We start from the raw sequence: 16,577 nt of genomic DNA, 5'->3' as shown, positions 1-16,577 counted from the left end.
TTAAACCAGACCGGCCTGCTGGAACGACTCAAACAACCGTTTCGGCGTCAACGGCAGCGTATTAATGGCAACACCTGTCGCCATGCGGACGGCGTTACGGATAGCGGCAGCGACGGGAATAATGGGCGGTTCCCCCAGCGATTTATGCCCGTAAGCGGACTGCGGCTCCAGCGTCTCAACAAAGGCGCTCTCCAGGGCCGGAATATCGGGCATTGTCGGCATTTTGTAATCCAGCAAATTGGGGTTACGCACGATGCCGCTTTCAGCGTCAATGATCATCTCTTCAAATAATGCCCAGCCGATACCCATGCCCATCCCACCATGAACCTGTCCTTCAGCCAGCAATGGGTTGAGTATTCGGCCCGAATCATGGACGTTGAGAATGCGGTTGATAGTGACTTTACACAGGTCAATATCAACGCTCAGATCGACAAATGTGCAGCCGTAAGCCGGCGGGTTGGTGGTGGTTTTCACCGAACTTTCCGCCGAGAGCTGGCCGCCGCGCTCTGGGTGATAAAAACTATCCATCGCCAGGTCTGTCAGAGAAAGGAGCGGCGTCTGCGGGGCGTCGATAAGAATGATATTACCGTTGCTCAGCGTCAGATTCATGGCGGATTGGTGGAGCATAACGGCCGCATAGTCGATGATTTTTTCTTTCAACATCTGGGCGGCTTTGCGCAGTGCCGGAGCGGCAACATAGCTTTGGCGCGAAGCGAATGCGCCGGGATCGAACGGCGTAACGTCGGTATCTTGCGTTGAAATAACGTGAATGTAGTTTATGGGGACGCCGACGGTTTCGGCGACCATTTGCGAAAATACGGTATCCGCGCCCTGGCCTAATTCGGTTGCGCCGGTCTGTACATGAATGCACCCATCCTGGTTCATCAACAGACGAGCGCCGGAGATTTCCACGCCAACGGGCCAGGTATTGGAGGTATAGCTGAAGCACGCGACGCCAACGCCTCGACGAATACGACCCTGCTGATTGAGACTCTCCTCGCGTCGCTTATCCCATTCGAACAGCTCGCGGCCTTTTCGCAGGCACTCGGGCAGCCCGGCGCTATAGATGGTTTTCCCGGTAAGCGGATTGGTATCACCTTCGCATGCGGCATTGCGCAGACGCACATCCACCGGGTCTAGACCTAATGCCGCCGCCGCGTCATCCAGCATCGCCTCAACGGCAAAAACGACCTGCGGTGCGCCATATCCGCGCATGGCTCCTGCGGACGGTAGGTTGGTATAGCAGGTCTTAGCCCGATAAGCGTAGGCGCTACGCGGATAGAGATAGGCCACTTTATTGCCGCCGGCGGAGGCGATGGAGTGGCCGTGCGAGGCGTAGGCCCCGGTATTGGATAGAACATCCAGGCTAAAACCTTTTAAGGTGCCATCACGGTTCAACCCTAGCTTGCCATCAAGCGTAAAGGCATGCCGGGTACGGGAGGCCAGAAAACACTCCTCACGACTCAGGGAGACTTTGATGGGGATGCCGCCAAGTTTGGTGGTGAGGAACGCCGCCATGGGTTCTTCGAGAACATCTTGTTTATTCCCGAAGCCACCGCCGACATAGGGCTTAATGATGCGAACCATTGACCAGGAAATACCGAGCGATTGCGCCACGACGCGGCGGACGATATGCGGAATCTGCGTACTCGAAACAATGGTGATACGGGCATTTTCTTCCATCCAGGCAAAGCAGGTGACGCCCTCCATATGGCAATGCTGAATGACCGGCGTTTGATATCGCCCCTGTATCTGGTAGTCAGCCTCATCGATGGTCTGTTGGACGTCGCCAGTGGACATTTCGCTTTGCTTGAGCAAATTACCGCCGGGATGAATGTTGACGGCATCCGGGGCGAGGGCCGCTTCAGGGGTGGTAATAACCGGCAGTGGTTGCCAATCTACGTGGACTCGCTGCGCGGCTTTTTCCGCCGTCAACTCATCTCTTGCAACGACAATAGCCACGGCATCGCCGTGGTGGCGGACATGGCGGGTGAGCAGTTGGCGATCGGCAACATCTTGTTTGCTTTCATCCAGCATCCACGCGTGGCCCGCTGTGGCAAAGGTAATATCGGGGATATCTTCCCAGGTAAAAATAGCCAGTACGCCCGGTAGGCTTCTGGCCTCATCACAATCAATATTGTCGGCGTAGCCGTGTGCGATAGGGCTGCGGACGTACTTTGCGTAGCACATACCGGCCATCATATAGTCATCGGTGTAGCGTGCTCGTCCTGTGACCTTAGCAATGGCATCGACACGCATACACCTGTCGCCAATCACGGTCATATCTCCTGCTTCCATTTCACTCCCCTTAAGATGAGAATCCTCTGGTCAATATGATGAACAGGCAATAATTACGCCATTAATAGGAATGGGATATTTGGCAGTGAAGAATTGTGAGCTTTATATAAAATATTTTTTGCTGACTTCAGAATGTGTTAGTGGATATTTCAAGAAGGGTGTCAATTTGATAAATTCTAACTCATTATGATAATGGTAAACTTAATAACGTGCTGACTCACTGATTTTCAATGATTATTGCGGGTTGGGGTATCTGTTGTTATTTGGTATAGAAAATGGCGCCGGTTTTATCTTTGCTTGCCGTTATTCTGCCATCAAGTCGGTGATTGGGGTGAGCAAGTGCCGTTTTGCCGGGTTACTGGCAGTAACCCGGCTATGAGCAGGATGTTATTACACCATGCCTTTCAAACGATAAATCCACTCCAGCGCCTGACGCGGCGTTAATGAGTCCGGATCCAGATTCTCCAGCGCTTCAACAGCGGGTGAAACCTCTTCCTGAACGGACAGTAGTGACATCTGCGTCCCGTCGACCTGTGTCGCCGCGGCATTAGGTGACAGGCTCTCCAGCTCGCGCAGTTTCTGACGCGCACGCTTAATCACCTCTTTCGGCACACCTGCCAGCGCGGCCACGGCCAGGCCGTAGCTCTTGCTGGCCGCGCCATCCTGCACGCTGTGCATAAAGGCGATGGTCTCGCCGTGCTCCAGCGCATCGAGATGCACGTTGGCCACGCCTTCCATTTTCTCCGGCAATTGGGTCAGCTCGAAGTAGTGGGTTGCGAACAGGGTCAGCGCTTTAATCTTATTCGCCAGATTTTCCGCGCAGGACCATGCCAGCGACAGGCCATCGTAGGTTGATGTGCCGCGCCCAATCTCATCCATCAATACCAGGCTGTGTTCGGTGGCGTTGTGCAGAATATTGGCGGTTTCGGTCATCTCCACCATAAAAGTTGAGCGCCCGGACGCCAGGTCATCCGCTGCGCCAACGCGGGTAAAGATCCGGTCGATAGGGCCGATCTCTACGCTCTGGGCTGGCACATAGCTACCGATATAGGCCAGTAGCGCAATCAGCGCGGTCTGGCGCATATAGGTACTTTTACCGCCCATGTTAGGACCCGTAATGATCAGCATACGGCGCTGCGGCGATAGCGTTAGCGGGTTGGCAATAAACGGCTCGTTCAGTACCTGTTCGACCACCGGATGACGGCCTTCGACAATACGAATACCGGGTTTGTCGCTGAATGTCGGGCAGCTGTAGTTCAACGCATAGGCCCGTTCTGCCAGGTTAATCAGCACATCCAGTTCAGCCAGCGCGCTGGCACTTTGTTGCAGCTCGGCCAGATGCGGCAGCAGCAGGTCAAACAGCTCATCGTACAGCTGTTTTTCCAGCGCCAGGGCTTTGCCTTTCGAGGTCAGAACTTTGTCTTCGTACTCTTTAAGTTCCGGAATAATGTAGCGCTCGGCGTTTTTCAACGTCTGGCGGCGTACGTAGTTGATTGGTGCCATGTGGCTCTGGCCACGGCTGATTTGGATGTAGTAGCCGTGTACCGCGTTAAAGCCCACTTTTAAGGTATCAAGCCCGGTACGCTCGCGTTCGCGGATCTCCAGACGATCGAGATAGTCGGTTGCGCCGTCGGCCAGCGCCCGCCATTCATCCAGCTCTTCATGATAGCCGGGGGCGATAACGCCGCCGTCACGCACCAGCACTGGCGGTGCATCGATGATTGCGCGCTCCAGCAGTTCACGCAGCTCTGCAAACTCGCCCATTTTCTCACGCAGCACCTGCACTGGCGTGCTGTCGACGTTCTCCAGCTGCGCGCGCAGTTCCGGCAGCTGCTGGAAGGCATGACGCATACGCGCCAGATCGCGTGGACGGGCGGTGCGCAGCGCTAAACGCGCCAGAATACGTTCCAGATCGCCAACCTGACGCAGTATTGGCTGCAAATCCGCCGTGGCATCCTGCAAGGCACCAATGGTTTGCTGGCGCTCGGTCAGTACTTTGGTATCGCGCACCGGCATGTGCAGCCAGCGCTTGAGCATACGGCTGCCCATCGGCGTGACGGTGCAATCGAGCACTGACGCGAGAGTGTTTTCCAGTCCACCGGCCAGGTTCTGGGTGATCTCCAGATTGCGGCGGGTGGCAGCATCCATAATGATGCTGTCCTGCTGACGATCCATGGTGATGGAGCGAATGTGTGGCAGGGAAGTGCGCTGGGTATCTTTCACGTACTGCAACAGGCAGCCAGCGGCGCACAGACCGCGCGGTGCGCCTTCAACGCCAAAACCAATCAGATCGCGGGTGCCAAACTGCATATTCAGCTGCTGACGCGCGGTGTCGATTTCAAACTCCCACAGCGGACGACGGCGCAGGCCGCGACGCCCTTCAATCAGCGAAGTTTCGGCAAAATCTTCGGCATACAGCAGCTCGGCAGGGTTAGTGCGCTGCAGTTCGGCAGCCATGGTTTCGCGGTCCGCCGGTTCGCTCAGGCGAAAACGTCCGGAGCTGATATCCAGCGTTGCGTAGCCGAAACCTTTACTGTCCTGCCAGATAGCCGCCAGCAGATTGTCCTGACGCTCCTGCAGCAACGCTTCATCGCTGATGGTGCCTGGTGTCACGATACGCACGACTTTACGTTCCACCGGCCCTTTGCTGGTCGCCGGGTCGCCGATTTGTTCGCAAATGGCGACGGACTCGCCCTGGTTTACCAGCTTGGCAAGGTAGTTTTCTACCGCGTGATACGGGATGCCTGCCATCGGGATAGGTTCACCGGCTGAGGCACCGCGTTTGGTCAGGGAGATGTCCAGCAGCTGCGATGCGCGTTTGGCATCGTCATAAAACAGCTCGTAAAAGTCACCCATCCGGTAAAACAGCAGAATTTCAGGATGCTGCGCTTTCAGCTTCAGGTACTGCTGCATCATCGGCGTGTGGGCGTCGAGATTGTCGATTGTACTCATCCGTTTACGATGTCCATTTTCTTAGAAATCTTGAAGGTTCTCTTGATGACTCATTTGATGTCGCGGGATCGTATTCGATCCAAATCGTTTTTCATGAGTACGTAGGCTGCATGATAACGGAGTCTGAATGTCAGGAAAACAGCAGAGGCGGTATCGCGATGAAAAGCGGTCTGTCTGCAGTCGGTCCGTGCCCGCGATAAATTGATCTAACCGATCTTTTACTGAGGTTGTCATTAATACGCATGATATTACCGCTATAATCCCCGACTTTCCGCACTACCATCCTTCTGAGTTCAGAGGTACATCTCTATGACCTGGCAACAATTCAAACACACCTTCTTGATCAAATTCTGGTCCCCGGTGCCGGCTGTGATCGCCGCCGGTATTCTCGCGACCTATTACTTTGGCATCACCGGTACTTTCTGGGCAGTGACCGGCGAGTTCACCCGCTGGGGCGGGCAACTGCTGCAACTGACCGGTGTGCACGCTGAAACCTGGGGCTATTACAAACTGATTGGCCTTGAGGGTTCACCGCTGACGCGTATCGACGGCATGATGATTATCGGTATGTTCGGCGGCTGCTTTGCCGCGGCGCTGTGGGCAAACAACGTGAAGCTGCGTTTGCCTAAAAGCCGTATCCGCATTTTTCAGGCGATTATCGGCGGGATGATTGCCGGTTTTGGCGCGCGTTTGGCGATGGGCTGTAACCTCGCCGCGTTCTTTACCGGCATTCCTCAGTTTTCGCTTCACGCCTGGTTCTTTGCGCTGGCGACGGCGATTGGCTCGTGGTTTGGCGCGCGTTTTACGCTGCTGCCAATGTTCCGTATTCCGGTAAAAATGGTCAAAGTGTCCGCGGCTTCTCCGTTGACCCAACGCCCCGATCAGGCGCGTCGCCGCTTCCGTTTGGGAATGCTGATTTTCGTTGGCATGATTGGCTGGGCGCTATTAACGGCGGTCGGTAGCCCAAAACTGGGTCTGGCGATGCTGTTCGGCGTCGGCTTCGGTCTGCTTATCGAACGCGCGCAAATCTGCTTTACCTCGGCGTTTCGCGACCTGTGGATCACCGGACGCACGCAAATGGCGAAAGCGATTATCTTTGGTATGGCGGTCAGCGCCATCGGTATCTTCAGCTATGTCCAGCTTGGCGTGGCGCCGAAAATTATGTGGGCCGGTCCGAATGCGGTCATCGGTGGATTGCTGTTTGGCTTCGGTATCGTATTGGCGGGCGGTTGTGAAACCGGCTGGATGTATCGTGCTGTAGAAGGGCAGGTGCACTACTGGTGGGTCGGGCTTGGCAACGTGATTGGCTCAACTATTCTGGCCTACTACTGGGACGACATCGCCCCCTCTTTGGCGACAAGCTGGGATAAAGTAAACCTGCTAACCACCTTTGGCCCACTGGGTGGCCTGTTGGTCACCTACGGTCTGTTATTGATTGCGCTGCTGCTGATTATCGGTTGGGAAAAACGCTTCTTCCGCCGGGCAGCCACCGCTAACGTTACCGCGAAGGAGAGCGTATGAGCACGATAGTTCCTGATTACCGTCTGGATATGGTCGGAGAGCCTTGCCCGTATCCCGCAGTGGCTACCCTTGAGGCGATGCCGCAGCTAAAAAAAGGCGAAATACTGGAAGTGGTGAGCGACTGCCCGCAGTCGATTAACAACATCCCGCTGGATGCCAAAAACCATGGCTACACGGTGCTGGATATTCAGCAGGATGGGCCAACCATTCGCTATCTGATTCAGAAGTAATCAGCCGCTCTCGCCTCCCGGCGAGAGCGCATCTTGTTAACCAAATCGCGGCAGCAGGTTCAACGTGCTGCCAAACCAGCAAAGAATCACCATCACTCCAAACCCAATGACCACCGCAGGAATGGCTTTGCCGCCCCAGACGGTGAAGGTTTTATCCGGGAATCGCTCGCGTGATTTCAGCGCCAGGAAAGCGGGAACAATGACCGCCCAGATGGTGGCGCACAACCCGGCGCCGCCGATGGCGTAGATAAAGCCGTTCGGGAAAATGAGATACAACGCTGCTGGCGGTAAGAAGGTCAATAACAGCGTCTTAAATCTGCCCCACGGCGTATTGCCCATTTTGAACAGATCGGCGAGATAATCGAACAGCCCGAGCGTGACGCCAAAAAATGAACTGGCCACCGCCAGGTTAGAAAAAATCAGCAGGAAGAACTCAATCACGCCGTGCTGATTGGTTCCGAGGAAGGATTTCACCAGCGAATCCACGTTGCCGCCAGAGGCGATAATCTCTTTAAAGTTACTGCGATGAATATTCCCCATGGTGCAATAAAGCCAGAACAGGTAAATAACCAGTGCCAGCGTTGAACCGAATATAATGCTTTTAATCAGTTTATCTTTTCTTTTGCCGTAACAAATAATCAGGCTGGGAATATTGCCATGAAAACCGAATGAAGCCAGACATACCGGAACGGCCATCAGAATATAAGGGAAATAGCGGCTGTTGCTTTCCGGTGCGGCGATATCGCGGAGAATTGAATAATCGACCTGGAAGAAGAAGGAACCAAAGACAACGATAAAAGCGATGATTTTAATGCCAAGAAATAAGGAAGTAATGCGGCTTGCAGCCAGTGAGCTGACCCACAGCACGCTAGCGACAAAGATGGCGCTGCCTATGCCGACAATGCGTGGGTTAACGTGTGTTCCCGCATTGATGGCGATAGTTTCACTGATAATGGCGCCATTGGCTGAGATGTAGGCATAAGTGAGGATATACAGCACGAAGGCAACTGTGATACCGCTGACAACGTTCCATTTATTGCCGATGAGATCTTTAGTGATGGTATTAAAACTGGAACCGACCGGATAGTTGAGGTTGGCTTCTAATAAGAGTAGTCCGGAGTGAAGCATTGAGAACCAGGATATTATTAGAATAAATGCGCCCCAAAAAAACCAGGCTCCGGCAAGGTCAACCGGTAAAGCAAACATCCCGCCACCAATGACGGTGCCGGCAATGACCATAATTCCCCAGAAGGAGGAATGTTTTGTATTCGAATCTTCGTCCATGGCCTTCCCTTAATAATAACGGTTAAGTTGATGTTGTGTCAGGAATGAAATAATGCCAGGTGCCAGAATCCAAAATGGCTATATCAGAGATATAGCCATTGGAGTTATTGAAGGTTAAATTTCTTTTAATTTTGCGGTGAAATGACGCAATACTTTCGGCTCATAGGTGAAGGTCAGGCCTTTAATGTTGGCGGCATTCTCTTTCACATGCTCGAACGCTTCGATAATAAAGTCCATATGCGTTTGGGTGTAGGTGGCGCGCGGAATGGTTAAACGCAGTAATTCAGCCGGGCACGGAAGCTGTTTACCGGTTTTCGGGTCGCGGCCGAGCAGGAATGAACCAATTTCTACGGCGCGGATCCCGGCAACCTTATACAGCTCGCAGGCCAGCGCCTGGGCCGGGAACTGCTCGGCTGGAATGTGTGGCAACAGTTTGCCCGCATCGACAAACGCCGCATGTCCGCCCGCCTGTTGACAGGTCACGCCAATGGCTTCCAGGCCATCAACCAGATATTGAATCTGCGTAATACGGTAGGATAACCAGTCCTGGCCCATCCCATCGTATAAGCCTACGGCCAGGCGCTCCATTGCCCCACCTTCCAAACCACCGTAGGTTGGGAAACCTTCCTGAACTACGCAAATGGTGCGGCACTCGGTATAGACGTCAAAGAAGCCGTCATCCTTCATACACAGCAGACCACCCATCGGCACCATCGCATCTTTCTTCGCTGACATGGCCAGCATATCGGCGTATTTGTAGGTTTCACGGGTGATTTGTTCAATCGTCCAGTCCTGATATCCCGGCTCTCTTTGCTGAATGAAATAAGCGTTTTCGGCAAAGCGTGCGGAGTCCATTACCACCGGAATATCGTATTTCTTCGCAATGTTATACATCGCCTTCAGGTTAGCCAATGAAACCGGTTGGCCACCCGCCGAGTTACAGGTAATTGTCGCGACAATATAAGGGACATTATTTGGTCCGACTTCTTCGATACCATTTTCCAAACCCTGGAGATCAAAATCGCCTTTAAAATCATTGCGTGCCGAAGTATCGAAGGCCTCTTTAATATAAACGTTACGCACGGTACAGCCATTGATTTGGCTATGGCCCTGAGTGGTATCAAAGAAATAGTTGGAGAAAGCTACCATTTTGCTACGATCGAGGCCTTTTTCTTGCTCGCGTTTTTTAATTAATACCGGAATATAAATCTGTTCGGCCCCGCGCCCCTGGTGAGTCGGAATAGTATATTGGTAGCCAAAAATATCTTTTACTGCATTACATAGCGCATAATAGCTGCGGCTGCCGCTATAGGCCTCGTCACCGCGCAGCATCGCTGCCTGCATATTTTGCGTTACCGCGCCGGTACCGGAGTCGGTCAGCAGGTCAATAAAAACATCTTCACTGTCGAGCAGGAAGGGGTTCATCCCGGCTTCAATAATCGCGTTATCGCGGTGTTCGCGAGTGGTGCGCTTTACCGGTTCAATAACGCGAATACGGAAAGGTTCTGGCAGATGTTTAAAATTGTTCATGGCTTAATCCTTAATCTTTTTTAGACGCAGTCGTCCCGCAGGTATTCATCGATAATGAAAACCATTAATTTCGCGTAATACGAATGCTAATTCCTGACTCCTGGCGTACCACAGAAATAATTTGCTCAGGCATGTAAAATACACGCGCAAGAAAATCTCTGTAGCGAGCTCAGAATCATAAAATTCGTATGGGGTATCACAAACAGACGGTTAATCTGCCTGGCGTGATATTAAGGCGGAGGCGTTCGAGGAGTTAAGGACGGTGATTGACAATGACATTGTCAATATTAAACCATTTTGAAATCTTATACGTTTTATTTAGGCTGTTCATAATGTACGTTCTCCATTAGACAGACCATACATTATGGTAATTATTTTATTTGTCTATTAGCTATGTATTCAATTGTGAAATTGGTCACGATTGCTTATTTCTACGCACTTATAAAATGCTGTATAGACTGCACTTAATAAAAAAAGAAATAATGACTGACGGTACTAATTATCGGGCGCAGCCAGACGCCCGGACGATTAAGGGGCGAGATAGACCTGTGGGACAGTCGCTTCCGGATGTTGGCCCATGCTGATATCCGCGCCGTACCAGCGATGAATGACGGATTGCTGAATAACATCCTGCGGTGTGCCCTGGGCAACCAGTTTTCCTTGATGCAGCAGTAAGATGGTATCAGCCCACAGCGCGGCGAGGTTAAGGTCGTGTAGAACGATGCAAACGTGCAGCTCATTACGGCGGCTGAGTTTTTTCAGTAGTCGCAGCAGGTGCTGTTGATAGAACAGATCCAACGCCGAGGTCGGTTCATCCAGAAACAGCCAGCCCTGCGGGCCATCGTCGTGCCACAGCTGTGCCAGGCTGCGCGCTAGCTGCACCCGCTGCTGTTCACCGCCGGAAAGAGCAGGGTAAAGACGTCCCGCCAGGTGGCTACAGCCGGTTTCGGCCATCACCCGTTGGATTAACGCGCTATCCACCTCATTTCCCCACGGGGCACGCCCCATGGCGATAACTGTTTCCACAGGCCAGCTGGCGTTAAGCTGCGTACGTTGCAGCATCACCGCGCGGCGGCGAGAAAGGGCGTTGGCCGACCACTCATCAAGCAGCCGTCCTTCAATGCGTCGTTCGCCGCTGTCGGGAGATAAAAAGCCGGTCAGCAGGCGCAGCAACGTTGATTTACCCGCACCGTTGGGGCCAATCAGCGCGGTGACTTCGCCACGACGTAGTTCTACCGAGACATCGTCGATGACCCGGCGTTTACCCAGGCGCAACGCTAGCGAGTGCGCGCTGTAATGATTATCCATGAACAGACCTCTGCTGGCGGAAAATAAGCCACAGGAACCACGGCGCGCCGAGCACGCTGGTCAAGAGACCCACCGGCATTTCCGCCGGAGCGGCAACGGTGCGGGCGAGGGTGTCGGCAATCAGCAATAAAATCGCCCCTGCCAGCAGTGAACCAGGCACCAACCCATGGTGATCCGGCCCCAGCCACATGCGCATCAGGTGCGGCACCACCAGCCCAATAAAACCAATCACGCCGCTGATGGCGACCGCCGCTGCGACCAGTACGGCGCTGCACAGCAGTAAAATCCGCTGCATCAGACGCACGTTCACACCAAGGTAATGGGCTTCTTCATCCCCCAGTTGCAGCAGGTTGAGACGAGTGGCAAGCCACCACACCACCAGAGACGCGGGAATAATCAGCGTGGCGGCAACCAGCAACGTTGACCACTCGGCCTGCCCGAGGCTGCCCATGCCCCAAAGCGACAGCTGACGTAGCTGCGCGTCGTTGCTTATCCACGACAGCATGCCCACCAGCGCGCTGCACAGGGCGTTTATGGCGATTCCAACCAACAGCAGTCGAGAGAGCGAACTGTCTCCCGACTTGCTAAGCACAAAAATGACCGCCATTACCGCCAGGCTGCCGATAAATGCCGCCAGCATCGGGGCATACAGCGCCACAATCGCCGGGACGGATATCGGCAACACTAGCCAGAGAGCAACCGCCAGCGCCGCGCCGCTGCTGATCCCCAAAAGTCCGGGGTCAGCAAGCGGGTTACGGAACAGCCCCTGCATCACGCAGCCAGAGAGCGCCAGCGCGCTGCCCACCAGCAGCGCCAGCAGGACGCGCGGCAGGCGAATGGTGAGCCAGATATGGCGCAACACTTCATCACCGGTGCTCCACAGATTGGCGAGCGGCAGGCGCATAGCACCGAGCGTGGTGGCAAACAGCGTCAGGCCGAGCAACAAAATAGTCATCAGCCACAGTTGGCGGGAGACGGGACCAAACATCAGGGTAGCTGCTCCGCTTTTTGCCGTAACTGCAGCAGCGCCTGCGGCGTGCGCGGGCCAAAGCCAAGCAGCGCCATATCGTCCACCACCAGAACCTGTTTATGACGACCGGCAGGCGTCTGCGCCAGACCCGGCAGTTTCCACAGGGAGGCTTCGCCGCCCATGCCTTGTAGACCATCGGTAGAGATAACCACCAGGTCCGGCTGGCTGGCAATCACCCCCTCCTGCGACATGGTGCGATAGTGGTCAAAACCCTGCATGGCGTTTTGCAACCCGGCCAGTTTGATAGCGCCGTCCGCCGCCGTTTGCTGACCGGCAACCAGCGCACCGGAGCCGCCGTGGCTGAGGATAAACAGCACCCGCTTGTTCAGCGGCTGGGTTGGGATTTTCGCAAATTCTGCTTGCAGCAACTGGCGAAGCGTTTCCCCCTGCGGCTGTTTGCCAAGCGCATTGGCAATCACGCTGATTTTGCCCTCTATCGCGGCGGCATCGTAGCCACCCGGCACGTTCACCACTTTAACCTTACTGTCCTCGACCTTTTGCAGGACCAGCGACGGCTGCGCCTGGCTGCTGGCGAGCACCAGCGTGGGGCGCAGGGAAAGGATGCCTTCCGTATTGAGTTGGCGCAAATAACCGACATCCGGCAGAGCGGCCGCTTCAGACGGCCACTGGCTGGTGCTGTCGCGTGCGACAAGCGCCGACTTTGCCCCAAGTGCGTAGACAATCTCGGTGACGTCGCCGCCGAGGGTGATAATTCTCTCCTGCGCGGTGGCAAAGGCCATCAGAGGAAGCGCGGCAATCAGGGCAAGCAGGCGTCTCATGCTGGCTGTCCTTCTGCTGTCAGGGCGTCAACCTGCGCCCGCCACTTGGTCTGCTCCGGCTGGCCTTCGGTACGTTGACCAAACAGCTGAGCAATTTGGGTGCCGTCTTTGGCAAACAGTTCCAGGCTGGTGACATGGCCGTCAACGGTTGGCTTACGCGTTACCCAGGTTTCCGCAATGTGTTCTTCCATCAAATGCAGAGTGAAATTCGGGTTGAAGATATTCAGCCAGCCTTTCATTGGCACCACTTTTTCAATGTTACCGGTGAAGATCTGCACGCAGCCGGTGTTGCCGACGAAGACCATAATCTCGTTGCCTTCCTGATGCGCGGCGTTCAGTACCTGAGCCAGCGCGTCGTTCGGCACTTTGCAGGCGAGGTCGTCGCCCACCAGTTTGAAGGCCTGTTGGCGAGTGAGGTTATGGCGTTTCATCAGCATGAAGAACTGGTGCACGTCGGTCATGGCGCGCCACTCTTGATCGACGGTCTGCGCATCTGCATTAGCGACAGCGTCAGGCGTTTCTTTGGCTTTCAGCACCAGCGGTGCGTTTTCTTCGCTAATGAAACGCTGAATAACCTCGGCCCATGCGGCCATATCGGTATTGTCGGTGGCATAGACTTTCAGCAGCGCATCGCCATGGTGGTCGAAGAACTGAATGCTCTGACGTTCACCGTGAGCGGTGGCTTCTTTGATGTAGAAAACGCTGGCCCACTGATGCAGGAACAGACGCAAATCAAGCGCGCGCGGGTTTAGCACTAGCCCGGCATGGCCGCTCAGTTGCTGGTTAGTAAAGGCACCAACCTGTTCATGCACCGCATATTCATTGCGGCAGATGCACTTGGTTTCGCCCACGCTTTTCAGCGCGCCTAAAATGTCGCGGATTTCGCCCTGCAGACGTTGGGCATCGTGGTCAACGCGTGCGGAGGTTAGCTCGGCTTCGCTAATCCCCATTGCCGCCGCGATATCGCGGGCGTATTTGGCGGTTCCGCTCGTCTTGACGGTCTGATAGCGCTGCCACAGTTCGGTTGGTGCATTTTGCATAGCTCTCTTCCTTATTATTTCCCCGGCCAATGGCCGGGGGCAGGTTTTGTTGACGTTGTTATCAGAAGTCGACGTTGACACCCAACTGCCAGGTACGGCCCGGCATCACCGCCAGCGATTTATCATTGGCGTCCTGATTGGTGGACGTTTCAATGTTGCGGCTGCTCAGGTAGTCCCAGTACTTACGGTCAGTCAGGTTATACACGCCGCCGTTGAGGCGGACGTTTTTGGTCACACGCCAGTAAGCTGTCCAGTCGAGCATACCGTAGCCCGGTACGCGCATGTATTCGCTGGTGGAATCCGTCAGCGCGCTACCGGTGTTGGTATAGCTTTCACGGTTCGTGGCGGTGGCGCGTTTGCCTTTAACGAAGGTCGCGGTCAGCGCAGTACCGTAGCGTTTAGCTGGGTCATCCCATGCCACGCCAACAATGGCTTTCATTGGCGCTACGCTATCAAGGTCAACGTATTTATCGCCGTAGTAGCTGGATTTCGACTGTCCTTCACTGTAACCGTAGGCAAGCGTGGCGCTCAGGCCGTCCACCTGTTCAAACCAGGTGCCGAAGTTGAACTTCGCGCTGACTTCACCGCCGTAGATATAGGCTTTATCGCGGTTTTCTGCCTGATAAATGGTGTAGATGTTGGACGGCACGTTGGTGAACTGGCTTGGGTTGTTCGACCGGGTGTAGCGGGTGTAGGCGATAAAGTTTTTATAGCTGTTGTAGAACAGCGCGGTACGCATGGTGATCCCTTCCGTTACCTCGCCCTTCATACCCCACTCGAAGTTATCGCTGGTCTCGGTTTTCAGATCGGTATTGCCGATAAGAGCGTACTGGCCGCGTCCCGCATAGCTTGAACCGAGGTTCCATGAACCGTACAGCTGGCTGGTGTTCGGGAACTCAGCGCCGCGTTTGTATTGCAGGTAGGTCATCATGCGCGGCGTGATGTCGTACTGGAAAGTCAGTGACGGCAGCGCCTGGGTGTCTGAGTTTTTACCGTACAGTGTCGAGACTGAGGATTCGGTCAGCACGGTGCTGTTGGTTGTCAGGCTAGAGAGATTCTCCGGCTTAGTTGACTGATGGACAACGCGAACGCCAGGGATCACCGCAAAGTTGTGTCCGTCGAGATCGAAGTTGATCTGATCTTGCAGGAAGCCGGCTATCGTGTAGTCGCGGCTATCCGCTTCAGGCTGCATGATTTCGCTGTAAACGCTTGGGATCGGCGACTGGCTAAACGGACGCTGGGTCTTGGTGGTACTAGCATTAAAACCGGCGCTCAGATCGTGGCGGCCCACGCTTTTGGCCAGCGCGGTTTGCATGCCCCAGGTGTCGGTATCGTAATTGGAATATACCGTTTCCATCTTGCCGCTGGTACTGTCCGGCATGTAGGTACGGTCGTGCGCTTCGGTATGCTGGTAGTAAACCTTGGTCGACATGCTGTCGATGAAGTCGTTCATCGGCGTCCAGTCGTCCTTCAGGCTTAGTCCCCAACGGCGCGTCTGGCTGGTCTGCTGTGCGTTACCGATGGTGCTGTCGCCGGCGTTGTCCCAGACATCGTAGTGCGTATGGTTGGTTTTATGGTAGTAGTCGAGGGTACTGGTCAGTTTGTGTTGATCGTTTGGCTGCCAAATGCCGGAAGTCATAAACGCATCGGAGTGCCAGTTGGCTGGGTAAGCATCAATGTTGGCGCTGTTGGTGGTCGTTTCCTGGCCGTCACGACGGCTGTAGACAAAAATACCGCGCAGCGTTTCATCGCCACCCGCAGCCGTCAGGCCGTTATGCCAGCTGCGATCGGCAGAGTCATAGCCGCTGCGATAGCTAAAGGCGGTGGTTTTACCCGGATGCAGATAGTCATCAGCCGATTTAGGCTGGAAGGAGACATTACCGCCGATAGAGGTGTTGGCGGTTTCGGTATCGGTCGCCCCGGACTGAATATCGATGCTGCCGTACATGTACGGGTCGATGTAGTCGCGGCCAATGCCGAAGGAGTTCAGCCCGGCGCGGCTGACGTAGCTACGTCCAGTGGCGTTCGGTTGGGCAATGCCGTCAACGTCGATGCCGACGCGGTTACTTTCCAGACCGCGGATGTTATAGCCAGTGTAGCCACCGCGGTCAAAGCCGCTTTTGCCATTTCCGGATCCGCCGCTGGCGCCGGTAGCACCGATCAGCGGTTCATAACGCATGATAGAACCAAAATCGTTGGCTCCCTTGTCCTGTAGTTCCTGCGCGCTGACGGCGTGCTGGCTGCCCGGTTTCAGTACCGGTGCCGGTGCTGTGACGGTCATCTGTTCTGCGCTGTCAACGGCGGCAGTTTTGTCTTGTGTGTCAGCCGCGCCCGCGGAAGTTTGATAAATCGCTGCGAGCAAAGAGGTTACCAGTAGGCTTTTCTTGCACCACGCCTCTGATTGAATGGATTTGTACATAGTTGCCATGCCTTCATCGTTATTAGTATTGGCTCACTCGTTACTTCCAGAAATCCGCTTTTCCTTAAGCGATTCGACGGCTTCCGTTTTTGATTATGCGAATAGTAATGATAGGTATTATCATTTGCAACAAAGTTTGCAAATTAATCTCGGCATATGAAACAATTTGTTTACACTAATGCTTTT

Annotated in this window: 12 protein-coding genes; 2 read left to right on the top strand and 10 right to left on the bottom strand. The window is 54.5% G+C overall.

The genetic code is table 11. From position 1 onward, the window contains the following. Entirely contained in the window at positions 1–2,298 is a 2,298-nt protein-coding gene (xdhA, locus tag ABOC97_RS10345; RefSeq protein WP_349597141.1) for a xanthine dehydrogenase molybdenum-binding subunit XdhA, read from the bottom strand. 390 nt (positions 2,299–2,688) lie between these two features. Next, complete coding sequence (gene mutS / locus ABOC97_RS10340) at positions 2,689–5,250, bottom strand: DNA mismatch repair protein MutS (RefSeq protein WP_349597138.1); 2,562 nt, start codon at positions 5,248–5,250, stop codon at positions 2,689–2,691. 309 nt (positions 5,251–5,559) lie between these two features. Here mutS and yedE point away from each other — a divergent pair, with 309 nt between their 5' ends. Both yedE and yedF read left to right on the top strand, forming a co-directional pair. Next, positions 5,560–6,771, top strand: coding sequence for a selenium metabolism membrane protein YedE/FdhT (gene yedE, locus ABOC97_RS10335; RefSeq protein ID WP_349597137.1), 1,212 nt, complete (start codon positions 5,560–5,562; stop codon positions 6,769–6,771). Further along, a complete protein-coding gene (yedF, locus tag ABOC97_RS10330) occupies positions 6,768–7,001 on the top strand; it encodes a sulfurtransferase-like selenium metabolism protein YedF (RefSeq protein ID WP_234506802.1) in 234 nt (77 codons plus the stop codon). Before yedE ends, yedF begins: the two co-directional genes overlap by 4 nt. Positions 7,002–7,037: 36 nt before the next feature. Here the strand turns inward: yedF and tnaB are convergent, their stop codons facing one another. The 8 genes from tnaB to ABOC97_RS10295 all read right to left on the bottom strand — a co-directional run bounded on the left by tnaB (position 7,038) and on the right by ABOC97_RS10295 (position 16,391). Beyond that, positions 7,038–8,285, bottom strand: coding sequence for a low affinity tryptophan permease TnaB (gene tnaB, locus ABOC97_RS10325; protein ID WP_349597133.1), 1,248 nt, complete (start codon positions 8,283–8,285; stop codon positions 7,038–7,040). 114 nt (positions 8,286–8,399) lie between these two features. After that, on the bottom strand, positions 8,400–9,815 hold the full coding sequence (gene tnaA / locus ABOC97_RS10320) for a tryptophanase (protein WP_349597131.1): 1,416 nt from the start codon (positions 9,813–9,815) through the stop codon (positions 8,400–8,402). Positions 9,816–10,068: 253 nt separating this feature from the next. Then, positions 10,069–10,146 carry a tryptophanase leader peptide gene (tnaC, locus tag ABOC97_RS24040; protein WP_072277192.1) on the bottom strand — a complete coding sequence of 26 codons (78 nt, stop codon included), beginning with the start codon at positions 10,144–10,146 and terminating at the stop codon, positions 10,069–10,071. 197 nt (positions 10,147–10,343) lie between these two features. Then, entirely contained in the window at positions 10,344–11,123 is a 780-nt protein-coding gene (locus ABOC97_RS10315; RefSeq protein WP_349597128.1) for a heme ABC transporter ATP-binding protein, read from the bottom strand. Then, positions 11,116–12,111 carry a FecCD family ABC transporter permease gene (locus ABOC97_RS10310; protein ID WP_349597125.1) on the bottom strand — a complete coding sequence of 332 codons (996 nt, stop codon included), beginning with the start codon at positions 12,109–12,111 and terminating at the stop codon, positions 11,116–11,118. Before ABOC97_RS10310 ends, ABOC97_RS10315 begins: the two co-directional genes overlap by 8 nt. Continuing rightward, positions 12,111–12,932, bottom strand: a complete 822-nt coding sequence (locus tag ABOC97_RS10305; RefSeq protein ID WP_349597123.1) for a heme/hemin ABC transporter substrate-binding protein — start codon at positions 12,930–12,932, stop codon at positions 12,111–12,113. Before ABOC97_RS10305 ends, ABOC97_RS10310 begins: the two co-directional genes overlap by 1 nt. Further along, entirely contained in the window at positions 12,929–13,972 is a 1,044-nt protein-coding gene (locus ABOC97_RS10300; protein WP_349597120.1) for a hemin-degrading factor, read from the bottom strand. The genes ABOC97_RS10305 and ABOC97_RS10300 overlap by 4 nt, the downstream gene beginning before the upstream one ends. 61 nt (positions 13,973–14,033) lie before the next feature. Beyond that, the gene (locus ABOC97_RS10295; protein WP_349597117.1) at positions 14,034–16,391 is read right to left on the bottom strand and encodes a TonB-dependent receptor domain-containing protein; all 2,358 of its coding nucleotides are present in this window, start codon (positions 16,389–16,391) and stop codon (positions 14,034–14,036) included. Positions 16,392–16,577 lie beyond the last annotated feature (186 nt).

Origin of the sequence: Kluyvera huaxiensis, assembly GCF_040149365.1 — a bacterium.
Lineage (GTDB): Bacteria > Pseudomonadota > Gammaproteobacteria > Enterobacterales > Enterobacteriaceae > Kluyvera > Kluyvera intermedia_A.
This window is presented reverse-complemented; position numbering and strand designations above follow the sequence as displayed.

Coding starts and splice junctions, on each gene's coding strand:
- tnaA (WP_349597131.1), bottom strand. CDS start 9,815: ATGAACAATTTTAAACATCTGCCAGAACCTTTCCGTATTCGCGTTATT.
- yedF (WP_234506802.1), top strand. CDS start 6,768: ATGAGCACGATAGTTCCTGATTACCGTCTGGATATGGTCGGAGAGCCT.
- tnaC (WP_072277192.1), bottom strand. CDS start 10,146: ATGAACAGCCTAAATAAAACGTATAAGATTTCAAAATGGTTTAATATT.
- ABOC97_RS10310 (WP_349597125.1), bottom strand. CDS start 12,111: ATGTTTGGTCCCGTCTCCCGCCAACTGTGGCTGATGACTATTTTGTTG.
- xdhA (WP_349597141.1), bottom strand. CDS start 2,298: ATGGAAGCAGGAGATATGACCGTGATTGGCGACAGGTGTATGCGTGTC.
- ABOC97_RS10295 (WP_349597117.1), bottom strand. CDS start 16,391: ATGTACAAATCCATTCAATCAGAGGCGTGGTGCAAGAAAAGCCTACTG.
- ABOC97_RS10305 (WP_349597123.1), bottom strand. CDS start 12,932: ATGAGACGCCTGCTTGCCCTGATTGCCGCGCTTCCTCTGATGGCCTTT.
- tnaB (WP_349597133.1), bottom strand. CDS start 8,285: ATGGACGAAGATTCGAATACAAAACATTCCTCCTTCTGGGGAATTATG.
- mutS (WP_349597138.1), bottom strand. CDS start 5,250: ATGAGTACAATCGACAATCTCGACGCCCACACGCCGATGATGCAGCAG.
- ABOC97_RS10315 (WP_349597128.1), bottom strand. CDS start 11,123: ATGGATAATCATTACAGCGCGCACTCGCTAGCGTTGCGCCTGGGTAAA.
- yedE (WP_349597137.1), top strand. CDS start 5,560: ATGACCTGGCAACAATTCAAACACACCTTCTTGATCAAATTCTGGTCC.
- ABOC97_RS10300 (WP_349597120.1), bottom strand. CDS start 13,972: ATGCAAAATGCACCAACCGAACTGTGGCAGCGCTATCAGACCGTCAAG.